General features: G+C 62.7%; 16 protein-coding genes and 1 tRNA gene. 12 read left to right on the forward strand and 5 right to left on the reverse strand.

Annotated features, from left to right (window positions below; genetic code table 11):
- Positions 1-42 precede the first annotated feature (42 nt).
- From phaG to ACNQP3_RS23435, 4 genes are all read left to right on the forward strand, one after another.
- A complete protein-coding gene (gene phaG, locus ACNQP3_RS23420; RefSeq protein WP_012273953.1) occupies positions 43-930 on the forward strand; it encodes a (R)-3-hydroxydecanoyl-ACP:CoA transacylase in 888 nt (295 codons plus the stop codon).
- A gap of 111 nt (positions 931-1,041) precedes the next feature.
- Positions 1,042-1,115, forward strand: a tRNA-Gly gene (locus ACNQP3_RS23425).
- Positions 1,116-1,327: 212 nt separating this feature from the next.
- Positions 1,328-3,034, forward strand: coding sequence for a SulP family inorganic anion transporter (locus ACNQP3_RS23430; protein ID WP_060494229.1), 1,707 nt, complete (start codon positions 1,328-1,330; stop codon positions 3,032-3,034).
- An 83-nt stretch (positions 3,035-3,117) separates the two neighbouring features.
- Entirely contained in the window at positions 3,118-4,128 is a 1,011-nt protein-coding gene (locus tag ACNQP3_RS23435) for a DUF4917 family protein (protein ID WP_264316512.1), read from the forward strand.
- Between the two features lie 33 nt (positions 4,129-4,161).
- Here ACNQP3_RS23435 and ACNQP3_RS23440 read toward each other — a convergent pair whose 3' ends face one another.
- The gene (locus tag ACNQP3_RS23440; protein WP_012273956.1) at positions 4,162-5,376 is read right to left on the reverse strand and encodes a class I SAM-dependent methyltransferase; all 1,215 of its coding nucleotides are present in this window, start codon (positions 5,374-5,376) and stop codon (positions 4,162-4,164) included.
- 62 nt (positions 5,377-5,438) lie between these two features.
- A complete protein-coding gene (locus ACNQP3_RS23445) occupies positions 5,439-6,056 on the reverse strand; it encodes a TPM domain-containing protein (RefSeq protein ID WP_012273957.1) in 618 nt (205 codons plus the stop codon).
- A 186-nt stretch (positions 6,057-6,242) separates the two neighbouring features.
- On the opposite strand from ACNQP3_RS23445, the gene bglX reads away from it, so the two are divergent.
- The 4 genes from bglX (at position 6,243) to ACNQP3_RS23465 (ending at position 13,267) form a co-directional block, all read left to right on the forward strand.
- Positions 6,243-8,534, forward strand: a complete 2,292-nt coding sequence (gene bglX, locus ACNQP3_RS23450) for a beta-glucosidase BglX (protein ID WP_012273958.1) — start codon at positions 6,243-6,245, stop codon at positions 8,532-8,534.
- Positions 8,535-8,619: 85 nt separating this feature from the next.
- Positions 8,620-10,377 (forward strand): sensor histidine kinase, encoded by a 1,758-nt coding sequence (locus ACNQP3_RS23455; RefSeq protein WP_012273959.1) that lies wholly within the window; start codon positions 8,620-8,622, stop codon positions 10,375-10,377.
- Positions 10,371-11,705, forward strand: a complete 1,335-nt coding sequence (locus ACNQP3_RS23460; RefSeq protein ID WP_012273960.1) for a sigma-54-dependent transcriptional regulator — start codon at positions 10,371-10,373, stop codon at positions 11,703-11,705. Before ACNQP3_RS23455 ends, ACNQP3_RS23460 begins: the two co-directional genes overlap by 7 nt.
- 242 nt (positions 11,706-11,947) lie before the next feature.
- Positions 11,948-13,267, forward strand: coding sequence for an MFS transporter (locus tag ACNQP3_RS23465; RefSeq protein WP_012273961.1), 1,320 nt, complete (start codon positions 11,948-11,950; stop codon positions 13,265-13,267).
- A 200-nt stretch (positions 13,268-13,467) separates the two neighbouring features.
- On the opposite strand, the gene ACNQP3_RS23470 is transcribed toward ACNQP3_RS23465, so the two are convergent.
- On the reverse strand, positions 13,468-14,220 hold the full coding sequence (locus ACNQP3_RS23470; RefSeq protein ID WP_012273962.1) for a membrane protein: 753 nt from the start codon (positions 14,218-14,220) through the stop codon (positions 13,468-13,470).
- 148 nt (positions 14,221-14,368) lie between these two features.
- Here ACNQP3_RS23470 and rhlI point away from each other — a divergent pair, with 148 nt between their 5' ends.
- The 3 genes from rhlI to ACNQP3_RS23485 all read left to right on the forward strand — a co-directional run bounded on the left by rhlI (position 14,369) and on the right by ACNQP3_RS23485 (position 16,218).
- On the forward strand, positions 14,369-14,974 hold the full coding sequence (rhlI, locus tag ACNQP3_RS23475; protein WP_003138177.1) for an acyl-homoserine-lactone synthase: 606 nt from the start codon (positions 14,369-14,371) through the stop codon (positions 14,972-14,974).
- Positions 14,975-15,167: 193 nt separating this feature from the next.
- Positions 15,168-15,494, forward strand: coding sequence for a hypothetical protein (locus ACNQP3_RS23480; protein ID WP_264316513.1), 327 nt, complete (start codon positions 15,168-15,170; stop codon positions 15,492-15,494).
- 118 nt (positions 15,495-15,612) lie between these two features.
- A complete protein-coding gene (locus ACNQP3_RS23485; protein ID WP_012273964.1) occupies positions 15,613-16,218 on the forward strand; it encodes a flavin reductase family protein in 606 nt (201 codons plus the stop codon).
- Here the strand turns inward: ACNQP3_RS23485 and ACNQP3_RS23490 are convergent, their stop codons facing one another.
- Together ACNQP3_RS23490 and ACNQP3_RS23495 are read right to left on the reverse strand one after the other, a co-directional pair.
- Positions 16,219-16,485, reverse strand: coding sequence for a hypothetical protein (locus ACNQP3_RS23490; RefSeq protein WP_012273965.1), 267 nt, complete (start codon positions 16,483-16,485; stop codon positions 16,219-16,221). It lies immediately after the preceding gene.
- 16 nt (positions 16,486-16,501) lie between these two features.
- Complete coding sequence (locus tag ACNQP3_RS23495; protein WP_012273966.1) at positions 16,502-16,795, reverse strand: putative quinol monooxygenase; 294 nt, start codon at positions 16,793-16,795, stop codon at positions 16,502-16,504.
- Positions 16,796-16,997: 202 nt separating this feature from the next.
- Between ACNQP3_RS23495 and ACNQP3_RS23500 the strand changes: the two genes are divergently transcribed.
- A complete protein-coding gene (locus ACNQP3_RS23500) occupies positions 16,998-17,918 on the forward strand; it encodes an AraC family transcriptional regulator (RefSeq protein WP_060514028.1) in 921 nt (306 codons plus the stop codon).
- The last annotated feature ends 34 nt before the right edge of the window (positions 17,919-17,952 follow it).

Consider the following 17,952-nt stretch of genomic DNA (forward strand, 5'->3'; position numbering starts at 1 on the left):
CTAGGTGACGCGAATACCCTTTTTGCGCCAGGAGTCGATGACATGAGGCCAGAAATCGCTGTACTTGATATCCAAGGTCAGTATCGGGTTTACACGGAGTTCTATCGCGCGGATGCGGCCGAGAATACGATCATCCTGATCAACGGCTCGCTGGCCACCACGGCCTCGTTCGCCCAAACGGTACGTAACCTGCACCCGCAGTTCAACGTAGTACTGTTCGACCAGCCGTATGCCGGCAAGTCCAAACCACACAACCGTCAGGAACGGCTGATCAGCAAGGAGACCGAGGCGCATATCCTCCTGGAGCTGATCGAGCACTTCCAGGCGGACCACGTGATGTCCTTCTCGTGGGGAGGTGCAAGTACGCTGCTGGCGCTGGCGCACCAGCCGCGGTACGTGAAGAAGGCCGTGGTGAGTTCGTTCTCGCCCGTGATCAACGAGCCGATGCGCGACTACCTGGACCGTGGCTGCCAGTACCTGGCCGCTTGCGACCGCTATCAGGTCGGCAACCTGGTCAACGACACCATCGGCAAGCACCTGCCGTCACTGTTCAAGCGCTTCAACTACCGCCACGTCAGCAGCCTGGACAGCCACGAGTACGCGCAGATGCACTTCCACATCAACCAGGTGCTGCATCACGACCTGGAACGTGCACTGGATGGCGCGCGCAATATCAACATCCCGGTATTGTTCATCAACGGCGAACGCGACGAATACACCACGGTGGAAGATGCACGGCAGTTCAGCAAACACGTGGGCAGAAGCCAGTTCAGCGTGATCCGCGATGCGGGCCACTTCCTGGATATGGAGAACAAGGTCGCCTGCGAGGATACCCGCAGTGTGATGCTGGGGTTCCTCAAGCCAGCCGTGCGTGAACCCCGTCAACGTTACCAGCCTGTTCAACAGGGGCAGCATGCATTGGCCATCTGAGCAGCTCGGCGTCCTGTAGCTGACACCCGCAAGCCATGGGGCGCCGACAAGCTTTTTTATAACTTGGGCTTCTAATTCGTTGAGGGTTCTGGTAAAAAGTCGAGCTCAGATGCGGGTATAGTTTAGTGGCAAAACGAAAGCTTCCCAAGCTTTAGTTGAGGGTTCGATTCCCTCTACCCGCTCCACATCGCATTCCCGCATGGCGTTCCAGCAACGTCATCGCAGTCAAAAGGAGCCATGGCTCCTTTTTTCGTTTCTCCCCCTCTGCTTTGATCTGGCCCATGGCCATTTACCCGCCGATCCGCTTCAATGCGCAGCGGGCGTATGCGCGTGCAAGCGAAACGGCTTTTGGCGGATATGCTCAATGGATTCGTGAAACATTTCGAAAGGACAACGCATGTTTCTCTCCCGCTGGTTACCAGGCCTTGCCAACTTGCTGCATTACCGCCGCGAGTGGTTCCACGCCGACATGCAAGCTGGCCTGTCGGTAGCCGCGATCCAGATCCCCATTGCCATCGCCTACGCACAGATCGTCGGCCTGCCACCGCAATATGGCCTTTACGCCTGTGTGCTGCCGATGATGGTCTACGCGCTGATCGGCAGCTCACGCCAATTGATGGTCGGCCCCGACGCCGCTACCTGCGCGATGATTGCCGGCGCCGTGGCGCCGCTGGCCATGGGCGATCCGCAGCGGATTGCCGAGCTGTCAGTTATCGTCACGGTGCTGGTCGGGGTGATGTTGATCGCCGCAGGCTTGGCGCGGGCCGGTTTCATCGCCAGCTTCTTCTCGCGGCCAATCCTGATCGGGTACCTCAACGGTATCGGCCTCAGCCTGATCGCCGGCCAGTTGTCCAAGGTAGTGGGGTTCAAGATCGAGGGCGACGGCTTCATCCTCAGCCTGATCAACTTCTTCCAGCGCCTGGGCGAAATCCACTGGGTAACATTGATCATCGGCCTGGCCGCCCTGGGCTTGCTGATCTGGCTGCCACGTCGCTACCCGCGCCTGCCTGCAGCCCTCACGGTGGTGGCGCTGTTCATGCTGCTGGTCGGCCTGTTCGGCCTTGACCGCCTTGGCGTTGCCATCCTCGGTCCGGTGCCTGCCGGCATCCCGAAACTGGCCTGGCCGCACAGCAACCTGGCGGAAATGAAAAGCCTGCTGCGCGATGCCTTGGGTATCGCAACCGTCAGTTTCTGCAGCGCCATGCTCACTGCACGCAGCTTTGCCGCCCGGCATGGCTATGCGATCAATGCCAACCACGAATTCGTCGCCCTGGGTGTGAGTAACCTGGCGGCCGGTATTTCCCAGGGCTTTGCCATCAGCGGCGCCGACTCGCGCACGGCGGTCAACGACATGGTCGGTGGCAAAAGCCAGCTGGTGGGCATCATCGCTGCACTGGTGATTGCCCTGATCCTGCTGTTCTTCACCGCGCCCATGGCGTGGATCCCGCAAGCGGCGCTGGGCGCCGTGCTGCTGATGGCCGGCTGGGGGCTGATCGACATCAAGTCGCTGGGGCGTATCCGACGCCTAAGCCGCTTCGAGTTCTGGCTGTGCCTGCTGACCACGGCGGGAGTGCTGGGCCTGGGCGTGCTGCCCGGCATCGTGTTTGCCGTGACCCTGGCGATCCTGCGCCTGCTCTACAGCATCTATCAGCCCACCGATGCCGTGCTGGGCTGGCTGCCGGGCACCGAAGGCCAGGTCGACATCCGCAAATTCAAGGACGCGCGCACCGTGCCTGGCCTGGTGGTGTACCGCTTCGACGACGCCATCCTGTTCTTCAACGCCGACTACTTCAAGATGCGCCTGCTAGAAGCCGTGCAAAGCCAAAACCAGCCAAAGGCCGTGCTGTTCGATGCCGAAGCCGTCACCAGCATCGATGTCAGCGGCATCGCCGCCCTGCGCGAAGTGCGCGACACCTTGGCCGCCCAGGGCATTTTCTTCGCCATCGCGCGCGCGCGGGGTACCTTCCTGCGCATGCTGGTGCGCTCGGGGATGGCGCGGGAGATGGAAGACAAACTGCTGTTCGGCTCGGTGCGGGCAGGCATTCGGGCGTATCGGGTTTGGCGCAACAGAAATCGAAGTGTGCAAACAGCTGAACAGCGCTGACGGGAACTGGACAGCGGCTCTCGAGAACCTCGCTCGACATGCTAAAGTCGCCCCGTTCCCCGCTCCACCCAACGGACCCCAGCATGCCTGCACTCGACGCCACCCTCACCTCCTGGCCAGCACTCGCCGCCCGCCACCCCTGCGACGCCCTGCTGCTGGGCAACGGCGCCAGCCGCGCAGTGTGGAAACCGTTCGGCTACTTCTCGCTGTTCGAGGAAGCGCAACGCGCCGGCCGCAAGAAAGGCCTGGCGGTCAGCGACCAGGCATTGTTCAAATCCTTGGGCACGGAGCTGTTCGAGCCCGTACTCAGCACCCTCAACATCACAGTACGCGCCAACGCCGCACTGGCCATCAACTCCACCGCGCCGCTGAACCGCTACTACTCGATCAAGGAAGCGCTGATCCACGCCGTGCGTACCGTGCACCTGCCCTGGCCACTGATGCCTGCCACCACCCTGGCCGCGCTCAACCAGGCCCTGCGCGGCTACCGCTGCGTCTACACCAGCAACTACGACCTGCTGCTGCCGTGGGCCGTGCAATACGCCCCGCAGGGCTTCGCCGAACTGTTCGACGAGCAAGGCTACTTCGACGTGCGCCGCACCCGCAGCGAAGGCACCCGCGTGCTGCACCTGCATGGCGGCCTGCACCTGCTCAAGCTGCCCGACGGCACCACCCGCCAACGCAGCGCCGAAAGCGCCGAGCTGCTCGATGGGTTTGCCGTGAACATCCCAGGTGAAGTACCGCTGTTCGTCAACGAAGACCGCAGCGACGAGAAACTGCGTGCCATCCGCCACTCGGACTACCTGAGCTGGTGCCTGGGGCAGCTGGCACGGGAAAGCCAGGGGCTATGCCTGTTCGGGCAGCATCTGGACAGCAGTGACCAGCACCTGCTCGACGCCATTCGCCTGGCTCGGCCGAAGCAGCTTTCGATTGCTATCCGGCCGTTGAGCGAGGCTTCGGTGATCAACCAGAAGCAGCATTTCGTGGATCGGTTCGCCGACTTGGTGAGTACCACGCTGCACTTCTTTGATGCCAGTACGCATCCGCTGGGGCAGGCGACATTGGCGATCGAGCCACCCTCTGCTCGACGCTGACACGTCCTCCACAGACCTGCAGGTGGGTGGCCGTCAGAGCAACCCATCCGCCCGCAACAACGTCTCCAGGCAATGCTCCTGCACCCCGTAGAACGCCTTGAGCTGGGCGATCTTCTCCAGCAGCGCGCCGTTGTCCACCGCCTGCCGCCGCTTCACCGCAAGAATCATCTTGTTCTTGTTGGTGTGCTCCAGCGAGATGAACTCGAACACCTTGGTTTCATAGCCGCAGGCTTCCAGGTACAGCGCGCGCAGGCTGTCGGTGAGCATTTCGGCCTGCTGGCCCAAGTGCAGGCCGTACTGCAGCATCGGTTGCAGCAACCCTGGGCTGTGCAGTTGCGGACGGATCTGTTTGTGGCAGCACGGCGAACACATGATGATCGCAGCGTTGCAGCGGATGCCGGTGTGAATGGCGTAGTCGGTGGCGATGTCGCAGGCATGCAGGGCGATCATCACCTCGATGGCCGCAGGCACGACGCTGCGCACGTCACCGCACTGGAACTCCAGCCCTGGGTGCTCAAGGCGCGAGGCGGCGGCGTTGCACAGGTCGACCATGTCCTGGCGCAACTCCACGCCAGTCACCTGTGCATCGCGGCCCAGGCTGTTGCGCAGGTAGTCATGCATGGCGAAGGTCAGGTAACCCTTGCCCGAACCGAAGTCGGCGACCCGCAGCGCCTGCTGCGCCGGCACCGGCGCGCTGGCCAGGGCGTGGTCGAAGACCTCGATGAACTTGTTGATCTGCTTCCACTTGCGCGACATGGACGGGATCAATGCGCCTTGTGCGTCGGTCACGCCAAGGTCGCGCAGGAACGGCCGCGACAGCTCCAGGTAGCGCTTTTTCTCGCGGTCGTGGCCGCTGCCTGCGACGGCCTCGCGCGGTGCTTGTGCACCGTGACGCTGAAGCATCGGTTTGCCCTTCTTGCTGAATGTCAGCTGCACTTCGCCGTCAGCGTCGAACAGGTGGGCATTGCGAAAGCTGTCCGGCAGCAGCTCGGCGACCAGCACCTGGGCCTGCTCCAGCGGCAGGTTGCGGGTGATGTCGCGTGTCTGGTGGCGGTAGACCAGCGACAGGCATGGCTGGCCCTTGACCTGCAGCGGCTTGGCAATGATCCGTTGCAAGGTCTGGTCGGCACCGACATGGCGCGCCAGCACCAGCTTGACCAGGGTGTTGCCGTGCAAGGCGGCGTTCAGCAGGTCGAGAAACTGGGTGCGCGCATCTGGCGCACAGGGGGCGGAAGTACTGGCGGACATGGAGAAACGGTGCCTCGAATAGCGGGAAGCGCATTCTACACCCTATGCTGCCGGCTTCCGACTCAATCGAGAATCACCAGGCGGTTGGGCAACTCGTTACGGGCATGGGTTGGCGGCACGTGCTCGCTCAATAACTCGCCGCAGGCCTCGATGCACTCGACAAAGCCCTGCAAGGTCCGGCCCTGGCGCACCTGCTCGGCAAAGCGGGCCACGATGGCCGCGCGGGCGGTGGTATCCAGGTAATGTTCGATACCACGGTCGACCAAAATCTCCACATGCCGCTCCGCTTCGCTGACAAAGATCAGCACGCCCGTGGCGCCTGCAGTGCGCTGCAGGTTCTGCTCGCGAAACTGCTGCCGGGCCAGGCGCGAGGCACGCCAGCGGCGCAGGCCCCGAGGGATCAGCCAGCCGGCCAGGCGTGGGTTGCGCAGCAGCAGGCACAGGCCGACGAACAGCAACACATTGGCCACCAGCAAGCCTCGCACGCCAGGCCAGCCCAGCAGCCAGTGCAACAGCCCAGGCACGGCCAGCGCCAGTACGGCGGCCCAGAACAAAGGCCAATAGGCGTAGTCGTCGGCACGGCGGGCCAGCACCGTCACCAGTTCGGCATCGGTACGCCGTTCGGCACGGGCAATGGCTTCGGCAATCTGCCGCTGATGGTATTCATCGAAAGGGGTCATGCCGTCGGTCTCTTGAGCGTTCTTATAGTTGTTGTCCCGGCATTCGGGGCTTCATCCGCTAGCGACATATTCAGGCATAATCCGCCGCTGGAAGAAATGCCTGCAAATCGTACAACAATAGCCGCCTGAAAACTTCGGTCGCGCACGTATCACCGTGGATACGGCAGAGGCCCCACAACGGAATTGATGATGAAACTGTCTTTGCTGGGCCTGGCCATGGGCCTTGCCAGTCAGGCGGCCCTCGCCGCCCCCACCGCCCCGCCCCTGCAGGACAAGCAGGCATTCATCGACCATCTGATCAGCCAGATGACCGAAGCCGAGAAAATCGGCCAGTTGCGCCTGATCAGCATCGGTCCAGAAATGCCCCACGACAAGATTCGCGAGGAAATCGCCGCCGGCCGCATCGGTGGCACTTTCAACTCACGCACCGCCCCGGAAAACAGGCCGATGCAAGACGCCGCCATGCGCAGTCGCCTGAAGATCCCGATGTTCTTCGCCTACGACACCATCCACGGCGAACGCACCATCTTCCCGATCGGCCTGGGCATGGCTGCCACCTGGGACATGGACGCGGTTGCCAAGGTCGGTCGCACCGCCGCTATCGAAGCCTCGGCCGACGCCTTGGACATGACCTTCGCACCGATGGTCGATATCGCCCGTGACCCGCGCTGGGGCCGCACCAGTGAAGGCTTCGGCGAAGACACCTACCTGACCTCGAAAATCGGCCAGGTGATGGTGCGCTCGTTCCAGGGCAGCAGCCCGGCCAACCCCGACAGCATCATGGCCATCGTCAAGCACTTCGCCCTGTATGGCGCGGTGGAAGGCGGGCGCGACTACAACACAGTCGATATGAGCCTGCCGAAAATGTACAACGACTACCTGCCGCCCTATCGCGCCGCACTCGATGCGGGTGCCGGCGGGGTAATGGTGGCGCTGAACTCAATCAATGGCGTGCCGGCCACCTCCAACACCTGGCTGATGAACGACCTGCTGCGCAAGGAGTGGGGCTTCAAGGGCGTGACCATCAGCGACCACGGTGCAATCCAGGAGTTGATCCGCCACGGCGTCGCCCGCGACGGCCGTGAAGCCGCCAAGCTGGCGATCAAGGCCGGCATCGACATGAGCATGAACGACACCCTGTACGGCGAAGAACTGCCGGGCTTGCTGAAGTCTGGCGAAGTGACCCAGCGCGAGCTGGACCAGGCGGTGCGTGAAGTGCTGGGTGCCAAGTACGACATGGGCCTGTTCAAAGACCCGTACGTGCGTATCGGCAAGGCCGAAACCGACCTGAAAGACTACTACGGCAACGACCGCCTGCACCGCGAAGCCGCGCGTGACGTGGCCCGCCGCAGCCTGGTGCTGCTGGAAAACCGCAACCAGACCCTGCCACTGAAAAAAGCCGGCACCATTGCCTTGGTCGGCCCGCTGGCCGATGCCCCGATCGACATGATGGGCAGCTGGGCCGCCGACGGAAAACCCGTGCACTCGGTAACCGTTCGCGAAGGCTTGCGCCGTGCCATGGAGGGCAAGGCCAAGCTGGTCTATGCCAAAGGCTCCAACGTCACAGGCGACAAGGCGATCCTCGATTACCTGAACTTCCTCAACTTCGATGCCCCGGAAATCGTCGACGACCCACGTCCGCCTGCGGTGCTGATCGATGAAGCGGTCAAAGCGGCCAAGCAGTCCGATGTGATCGTGGCAGTGGTCGGCGAGTCGCGCGGCATGTCCCACGAGTCGTCGAGCCGTACCACCCTGGAAATCCCGGCCAGCCAGCGCGAGCTGATCAAGGCCCTCAAGGCAACCGGTAAACCACTGGTGCTGGTGCTGATGAACGGCCGCCCGCTGTCGATCAGCTGGGAACGCGAGCAGGCCGACGCGATCCTCGAAACCTGGTTCGCCGGCACCGAAGGCGGCAATGCCATCGCCGACGTACTGTTTGGCGATTACAACCCCTCTGGCAAGCTGGCCATCACCTTCCCGCGCTCGGTCGGGCAAATCCCGATGTACTACAACCACACCCGTATCGGCCGGCCATTCACGCCGGGCAAGCCGGGCAACTACACCTCGCAGTACTTCGAAGAGCCCAACGGGCCGCTGTACCCGTTCGGCTATGGCCTGAGCTACAGCAGCTTCGAGTTGTCGGGCCTGGCGCTGTCGAGCAAAGACCTCAAGCGCGGCGATACGCTGGAAGCCAAGGTAACGGTCAAGAACACCGGCAAGGTGGCAGGCGAGACGGTGGTGCAGCTGTACCTGCAGGATGTGTCCGCCTCGATGAGCCGCCCGGTGAAGGAGCTGAAAAACTTCCAGAAGCTTATGCTCAAGCCTGGCGAGACGCGCACATTGACCTTCAGCATCAGCGAGGACGACCTGAAGTTCTACAATGGCCAGCTACAGCGGGTTGCCGAGCCCGGGGAATTCAATGTCCAGGTCGGGCTGGATTCCCAGGCGGTGCAGCAACAGAGTTTCGAGCTGCTGTAACTGAAAGGTCGCCTGTACCGGCCCTTTCGCGGGCTTCCCCGCGAAAGGGCCGGCCCCGACATCCCAATCATCCGGATCCGCCCCCATGCCCTTTTCCTTTCGCGCCCTGCGTCTGGGGCTGATCACCCTGCTGATCGTGCTGGGTACCGCCCTCAGTGCCGGCTGGGCCATGCACCAGGCCAAGCGCCAGGCCATGGAAGACGACGCCCAGCGTGCCAGCCAGCAGTTGGGCCTGTACGCCAACGCCCTGCACACCCTGATCGACCGCTACCGCGCCCTGCCCGCCGTGTTGGCGCTGGACCCCGAGCTGATCGCCGCGTTGCGCGGTCCGGTCACCGAACACGTACAGGACGCCCTGAACCACAAGCTCGAACGCATCAACGGCGCCGCCAATTCCTCCACCCTCGAACTGCTCGACCGCACCGGCCTGGCCATTGCCGCCAGCAACTGGCGGCTGCCCAGCAGCTACGTGGGTTCCAACTACGGCTTCCGGCCCTATTTCAAGCAAACCCGCAGCCAAGGCAGCGGCCGCTTCTACGCCGTGGGGGTGACCAGTGGCGTGCCGGGTTACTTCCTCGCCAGCGCGGTCAACGATGAGCATGGCCGCTTCCTCGGCGCCATGGTGGTGAAGCTGGAGTTCCCCGAGCTGGAACGCGAATGGCGCCAGGGCAGCGATACCCTGCTGGTCAGCGACGCCCGCGGCATTACCTTCATTGCCAACCAGGACGGCTGGCGCTACCGCGAGCTGCAGCCGCTCAGTGGCGCCGACCGGGCCGAACTGGCCGAAACCCGCCAGTACGACAAGCAACCGTTGGTGCCGCTGCAACATCAGGTGCTGACGCGCTTTGCCGCCAACAGCACCCTTAGCCGCGTGCAAGGCCCGGAGGGCAGCGCCGAGTACTTGTGGGAGAGCCTGCCGCTGGAAGGCGAAAACTGGACGTTGCACCTGCTGCGCAAACCGCAGGTCGCCGCCGATGGCCGCAATGCCGCCCTCGGCGCCGCCGCCGTCTGGCTGAGCCTGGTGTTCGCTGCGCTGTTCGTCAGCCAGCGCCTGCGCCTGGCCCGCCTGCGCCAGCGCAGCCGACAAGAGCTCAAGCGCCAGGTCGAGGAGCGCACGCGCGAGCTGCGTACCGCCCAGGAAGGCCTGGTGCAATCCGCCAAACTGGCCGCGCTCGGGCAGATGTCGGCGGCCATGGCCCACGAAATAAACCAACCGCTGACCACCCAACGCATGCAGCTGGAAACCCTGCGCCTGCTGCTTGACCATGGCCGCCATGACGAAGCGCGGCAGGCGCTGGAGCCGCTGGAACAAATGCTCACACGCATGGCAGCGCTTACCAGCCACCTGAAAACCTTCGCCCGCAACAGCCCGGTGGGCCTGCGCGAGCGCCTCGACCTGGCCACCGTGGTCGACCAGGCCTTGCACCTGCTCGAAGCGCGCATTCGCAGCGAAGAAGTAGAGGTGGCCCTGTACCTGGCACGCCCGGCCTGGGTACGTGGCGATGCCATCCGCCTGGAGCAGGTACTGATCAACCTGCTGCGCAATGCCCTCGACGCCATGGCCGACAAGCGCTACAAACGCCTGGAAATCCGCATCGAGCCCGACGGCGAGCTGTGGCGCCTTAGCGTGCTCGACTCCGGTGGCGGCATTGCCGAAGCCGACCTGGCCAAGGTCTTCGACCCATTCTTCACCACCAAGCCAGTGGGTGAAGGGCTGGGGCTGGGCCTGGCCATTTCCTATGGCATCGTGCACGAGGCCGGTGGCCAGCTACAGGCCGAAAACCTGCCCGGCGGCGCGCGCCTGAGCCTTACCCTGCCCCGTGACCTGGAGCCTGTATGTTGAATTCGGTGATCGTCGTCGATGATGAAGCCAGTATCCGCACGGCTGTCGAGCAATGGCTGAGCCTATCCGGCTTCAGCGTGCAGTTGTTCGCCCGCGCCGAAGAGTGCCTGGCACACCTGCCGCGGCACTTTCCCGGGGTGATCATCAGCGATGTCCGCATGCCGGGCATGGATGGCCTGCAATTGCTCGAACGCCTGCAGGCGGATGACCCCGACCTGCCCGTGATTTTGCTCACCGGCCACGGTGATGTGCCCATGGCGGTAGAAGCCATGCGCAACGGGGCCTATGACTTCCTTGAAAAACCCTTTACCCCGCAACACTTGCTGGGCAGCCTGCGCCGAGCCCTGGAGAAGCGCCAGCTGGTGCTGGAGAACCGCCGGTTGCACGAGCAGGCCGACCTCAAGTCACGCCTGGAGGGGACGCTGCTTGGCATGTCCCAAGGCCTGCAGCAACTGCGCCGGCAAGTGCTGGAGCTGGCCAGCCTGCCGGTCAATGTGCTGATTCGTGGTGAAACCGGCAGTGGCAAGGAGCGTGTCGCCCGCTGCCTGCACGATTTTGGCCCGCGCGCCGACAAGCCGTTCGTTGCCCTCAACTGTGCAGCAATCCCAGAGTCGCTGTTCGAGGCCGAGCTGTTCGGTCACGAGAGCGGCGCCTTTACCGGCGCCCAGGGCAAGCGCATCGGCAAGCTGGAGTACGCCAACGGTGGCACGGTGTTCCTTGACGAAATCGAGAGCATGCCACTGGCGCAGCAGGCCAAGCTGCTACGGGTGATTCAGGAACAGAAGGTGGAGCGCCTGGGGGCCAACCAGAGCATCAGCGTCGACTTGCGAATCATTGCCGCGACCAAGCCCGACCTGCTCGACGAAGCCCGTGCCGGGCGCTTTCGCGAAGACCTGGCCTACCGCTTGAACGTGGCCGAGCTGCGCCTGGCACCATTGCGTGAACGGCGTGAGGACATCGCGCTGCTGTTCGACCACTTTGCCCGTGCGGCAAGCGAAAAGCTTGGGCGTGCCGCGCCGCCGCCGTCGGGAGCACAGCTGGCGCAACTGCTGTCGCATGACTGGCCGGGCAATGTGCGTGAACTGGCCAATGCGGCGGAGCGGCATGCATTGGGTTTGGGTTCGCCGAACATCGAGGTGGCGCCTGCCGGGCAATCGCTGGGCGAGCAAATGGAAGCGTTCGAGGCGCAATGCCTACGCGCGGCGTTGCGCCAGCATGGTGGGGCGATCAATGCAGTGATGGAGGCGTTGCAGCTGCCACGGCGCACACTGAACGAGAAGATGCAGCGGCATGGGTTGGTACGTGAGGATTTTGTCGGGCGGGAATGAGCGGAAATCCGCTTATTGGTAATGACTAATAAGCAAACATCCGCTTACTTCTCGGCGATCTTGGGGCTGCTTTGCAGCCCATCGCGACGCAAGGCCGCTCCTACAAGGCCACTAACATGCGGGGTCTGGGCAGACTACGCCCTCAAATGAATCAGCCTGCACCCATTTGGCACACCTTCTGCAATCACCTGTGCAAGCTGCGCCACGGCGCGCTCCACAAAAACAACGAGAAGGTATCCCTGATGGATAACGCCACCTCCCTGCCCGCCGGGGCGGCCACCGCGCCTGCCGCAGAAAAAACCACCGCCAGCCGCCTGAAGTCGATTTTCAGCGGGTCCATCGGCAACATGGTCGAATGGTACGACTGGTACGTCTACGCCGCGTTCTCGCTGTACTTCGCCAAGGCCTTCTTCCCGGCCGGCGACTCCACCGCACAACTGCTCAACACCGCCGCGATCTTCGCCGTGGGCTTTCTGATGCGCCCGATCGGCGGCTGGCTGATGGGCCTGTACGCCGACCGCAAGGGCCGCAAGGCCGCGCTCATGGCTTCGGTACTGCTGATGTGCGCAGGCTCGTTGGTCATCGCCCTGACCCCGGGTTACGAAACCATCGGCGTCGCCGCGCCTATCCTGCTGGTCATCGCACGCCTGCTGCAGGGCCTGTCGGTAGGTGGTGAATACGGCACCTCGGCCACCTACCTCAGCGAAATGGCCAGCAAGGAACGCCGTGGCTTCTTCTCCAGCTTCCAGTACGTGACCCTGATCTCCGGCCAGCTCATCGCCCTGGCGGTATTGATCGTCCTGCAGCAGACCCTGACCACCGAGCAGCTGTATGCCTGGGGCTGGCGCGTGCCGTTCGTGATCGGTGCGCTGTGCGCCGTAGTGGCCCTGTACCTGCGTCGCGGCATGGAAGAAACCGCATCGTTCACCAAGAAGGAAAAGGCCAAGGAAAGCCTGATGCGCACCCTGCTGCGTCACCCCAAGGAGCTGATGACAGTGGTCGGCCTGACCATGGGCGGCACCCTGGCCTTCTACACCTACACCACCTACATGCAGAAGTACCTGGTCAACACCGTGGGCATGAGCATCAGCGACTCGACCACCATCTCGGCCGCCACGCTGTTCCTGTTCATGTGCCTGCAGCCGGTGATCGGCGGGCTGTCCGACAAGATCGGCCGACGTCCGATCCTGATCGCCTTCGGTGTGCTCGGCACCCTGTTCACCGTACCGATCCTCAGCACCCTGCACACCATCCAAACCTGGTGGGGCGCGTTCTTCCTGATCATGGCTGCTTTGATCATCGTCAGCGGCTACACCTCGATCAACGCCGTGGTCAAGGCCGAGCTGTTCCCAACTGAAATTCGCGCACTGGGCGTAGGCCTGCCATATGCGCTGACCGTGTCGATCTTCGGCGGTACCGCTGAGTACGTGGCCCTGTGGTTCAAGAGCGTCGGCATGGAAAGCGGCTTCTACTGGTACGTTACCGCCTGCATCGCTTGCTCGCTGCTGGTTTACGCAACCATGAAGGACACCAAGCAACACTCGCGAATTACTACTGATTGACGCAGGCCTGGTAATACTGAAAGGGGCGCACCATTGTATGGGGCGCCCCTTTTTTATGCCCGCTCTGATAAAGGATCTCGGCTGCCAAGTGCTTGTCAAAACAGGTTTATCGCCTTCGAGATCGAGCGCCGCGCGCGGCGCTCGATTTCAGCAACACCGCAAACATCAAGCCATACCTCCAAAGCCCCTGATGAGCCGATTCAAGACACCTCCAACGCCTGACGCGGTTCACGGCGCTGGTACCAGTTGGCCATCAGCACCAGCACCAGCAGCACCCCGCCCAGCACTGCCGAAGAGCCGACCGTGCCAAAGTCCAGGCCGCCCTTCTCATGCGGCTTGGTCAGGAAGTCACCCAAGGTGGCGCCAAACGGCCGGGTGAGCACGAACGCGACCCAGAACAACACAACGCCTGGGATGCGGGTCCAATATCGAGCCACCACCACCAATGCAATGGCACTGCCAATCAACAGTGCGCCACCGGCAAAGCCCAGCCCCGAGTCATCGGCCAGGTAATCGCCCAGCGCGGTGCCGAGGGTGTTGGAAAACAGGATTGCCACCCAGTAGAACAGCTCGCCCGTGCGGTTCTTGATACGGGTGACATCCAGCGGGTTGCCACTCAGACGCCAGACCAGGAAGGTCAGTAACAGGATGCCGATGAGCAGCGCCGAACCCGTGGCATAACCCAGCCCCAGGGTACGGTCCATGAAATCGGACATGGTGGTGCCAGCGGTACTGGTGGAGAGAATAACCAACCAGTACAGCATCGGGTGATAGCGGCGCGAGTACAACTGGCCCAGCAACGTCAGCAGAAACACGCTGATCAGCAGCAGCGAGCTAAGTGCATAGCCGATGTTCAGGGTCATCGACAGCAAGTCGCCTGCTGTTTCACCCAGGGTGGTAGCGCAGATCTTCATGACCCAGAAGGCCAAGGTGATTTGCGGGAGTTTGTTCATTGTTGTGCCGCTCCAGTTTTAGGTGCGGCGATGGTGCTGAGCAGCGTCTGAAAAATCGGTTGGTGATAGATGAAAAATACGTTCATCGGCCATCTGCTTCAGATTTTTCCTTCTTAACGCCCTATTAATTCCACCTCATCAAGCTGCAATGATCGAATTGCTCTCTGAATCGCTGGAAGGGCTTTCCGCCGCCATGATCGCCGAGCTGGGACGCTACCGGCATCAAGTCTTCATCGAGAAGCTGGGCTGGGACGTGGTCTCCACCTCCAGGGTCCGCGACCAGGAATTCGACCAGTTCGACCATCCGCAAACCCGCTACATCGTCGCCATGGGCCGCCAGGGCATCTGCGGTTGCGCCCGCCTGCTGCCGACGACCGACGCCTACCTGCTCAAGGACGTCTTCGCCTACCTGTGCAGCGAAACCCCGCCGAGCGATCCGTCGGTCTGGGAGCTTTCGCGCTACGCCGCCAGCGCGGCGGACGATCCGCAGCTGGCGATGAAGATATTCTGGTCCAGCCTGCAATGCGGCTGGTACCTGGGGGCCAGTTCGGTGGTGGCGGTGACCACCACGGCCATGGAGCGCTATTTCGTTCGCAACGGCGTGATCCTCCAGCGCCTCGGCCCGCCGCAGAAGGTCAAGGGCGAGACGCTGGTCGCGATCAGCTTCCCGGCCTACCAGGAGCGCGGCCTGGAGATGCTGTTGCGCTACCACCCGGAATGGCTGCAGGGTGTACCGCTGTCGATGGCGGTGTGAATGGCTGGCAGAACGTTGGTGCAAGCACCGACGTACCTTGGGCCAGGCTGCTGCCTGATTGACGGTATGCGCACCCATATATATCTATTTATTAGATTTTTAACCGCTATTTTTTGCGCTTTTTAATCGAATTAATAGGCGTAGCATTTAACCCATAGAAACAAACAACTCACGAACCCCTGGAGCAACGACCATGAAAAACAAACTGATCCTCACCCTGGCCCTCTCGGTTCTCGCAACGGGCGCCTTTGCCGAAGATGGCTTCGATCGCACCAACGCCCACACCTTCGCCGCAGCCCAGACTCAATCCGCTAATTACGTTGAAGACGGCTTTGACCGCACCGGCGGCCAACGCTTCGCCGAAGACGGCTTCGACCGCACCGGCGGCCAACGCTTCGCCGAAGATGGCTTCGACCGCACCGGCGGCCAACGCTTCGCCGAAGACGGCTTCGACCGCACCGGTGGCCAACGCTTCGCCGAAGATGGCTTCGACCGCACCAACGCCCACCGCATCAGCTGATCCCTGATGCGAGCACCCAGCCCGGCTTTAGCCGGGCTTGATCATTTGCAGGCGAGCTCAGGCTTGGCACACTAGGCACCTTGTCCACCAGGAGGTAGGGCCAGCAAGCCCAGCACAGATGTATTACTACGAACCCGCCAAAGGCCACGGCCTGCCCCACGACCCGTTCAATGCCATCGTCGGTCCCCGCCCTATCGGCTGGATCTCCTCTCAAGACCGCGACGGTCGCCTGAACCTGGCGCCATACAGCTTCTTCAACGCCTTCAACTACATCCCGCCGATCATCGGTTTCTGCAGCGTCGGGCGCAAAGACAGCCTGAACAACATCGAGCAGACCGGTGAATTCGTCTGGAACCTGGCCACCCGCCCACTGGCCGAGCAAATGAACCTGAGCTGCGCGCCAGTTGCTGCCGATGTGAGCGAATTTGAACTGAGCGGCCTCACTGCCGCACCGTCGAGCATCGTCAAGGTGCCGCGCGTGGGCGAAACCCCGGTAGCCTTCGAGTGCAAGGTCAGCCAGATCGTCCAGCTCAAGCGGGCCGACCAGGCATTGGTGCCTAGCTGGCTGATCCTCGGGGAAGTCGTGGCGGTGCACATTGCCGAGCACCTGTTGAACAACGGCATCTACGATACCGCTGCCGCCGAGCCGATCCTGCGTGGCGGTGGCCCGGCGGACTATTTCGAACTGGGCAATCTGTTCAAGATGGCCCGGCCGCCAGCCTGATCACCAGACCAGCTCGCCCTCTTCGCTGACGCCCTGCAGGCGTTGCAGCTCGGCGGTGGCCGCTTCGTCGGCGGCCACGGCGCCCTTGAACACCTGCCCGTCGAGCACCTTGTGAAAGCGTGGTGCACCGCCCATGCCCAGGGCCTTGACCGCGATGGCCGCGTTGTAGCCACCCCCCTCCACCGGCACCATCGCCGAAACCGCTTCGAAATGAGTAAATTCCCTACGTGCCATGTCGCTATCCGCTTGGTTGAACAAGTGCGTCACTTTACCTCATCCACCCTCAATCGAAGGTATGCAAGTCCAGGCTACTGACCACACGTGCCTGCACCAGCTCACCAAACACCTCCAGCGTCGGCGAAGCAAAGTAGCCACTCATCGCCTGCTGGTCCTGCCAGCTACCACTGAGCAGCCACAGGTCAGCATCAGCCTGCGAACGCTGCACGGTGAAACTCAGGCAACCCGGTGCACGCAGCGAGGGCTCGAGCAGGTCACGCAGGCGCGCGCCCAGCTCTGCAGAACGCCCGCTGCTGGCACGAATGAAAGCAAGATGGGTGACCGGTTGTTTTAGGGTCATTGCACAATCTCCTTGAAGCGGGCGGACGGAAAAGCCAGGCTGCCAAGGTTAGGGGCTCACCCGCGCGGCGCGTTAGGCCAATACTGCACGTCGATTGCCTGATCCTGCAGCGCTGCAGGATCAGGCAATCGACGTGCAGCTTTCGACTAGCGCCCGTCTGTGCCCAAACCTATGCTGCGTCGGTCAGTAGAGGAAAGCCATCATGACCACCGCCACGTCCACCGACCCCACCCTGGAACTGCAGCGCCTGGAACTGGCCGAATTGATTACCCGCCACGCCGGCGAGCCCCACGGCCCGGCCTCGGCCATCGATGACCTGTACCTGGTGCGCTACACCGAGAACGTGCGCTCGGTGCCGACCCTTGCGCAACCCGCCCTGTGCATCCTTGCCCAAGGCAGCAAAAGCCTGTTTCTCGGCGACGAGCAGTACGCCTACGACCCACTGCATTACATGGTGGTCTCGGTGACCTTGCCGCTAAGCGGCGTGAAGCTCGATGCCAGCCCGCAGAACCCCAGCCTGGGCCTGCGCATGGACCTGGACCCGGCCGAAATCAGCCAGCTGATCGCCGAGAGCGGACCGATGCTGGTACCCAATAGACCTTCGGGCCGTGGCTTGTACGTGGAAAGGACTGATGCGGCGTTGCTTGACGCCCTGCTACGGCTGATCCGCCTGCTGGACACACCGCGTGATATCGCGATGTTGGCACCGCTGTTCCGCCGCGAGATTCTCTACCGTTTGCTGCGTGGGCCGCAGGGTTGCCGGCTGTATGAAATCGCGTTGGCCAACAGCCAGACCCACCGGGTTTGCCAAGCCATAACCTGGCTTAACAACAACTACCAGCAGCCGCTGCGTATCGAGGACCTGGCCCGTGAGGTCAACCTCAGCACCTCGACCTTGCACCACCGCTTCAAGGCCGTGACGTCGATGAGCCCGTTGCAGTATCAGAAGCAGTTGCGCCTGCAGGAGGCCCGGCGGCTCATGCTGAACGACGGGCTCGAGGCGGCGGTGGCGGCCTATAGGGTGGGGTATGAAAGCCCGTCGCAGTTCAGCCGTGAATACAGCCGGCTTTACGGCGCGCCACCGATTCGGGATGTGGCCAGGTTGCGGGCTACTGCTGGCTAAAGTCGGGCTGATCCTGTACTGGCCACTTCGCGGG

The organism is Pseudomonas sp. LFS074, from assembly GCF_047978165.1.
In the GTDB taxonomy this organism is placed as follows: domain Bacteria; phylum Pseudomonadota; class Gammaproteobacteria; order Pseudomonadales; family Pseudomonadaceae; genus Aquipseudomonas; species Aquipseudomonas putida_P.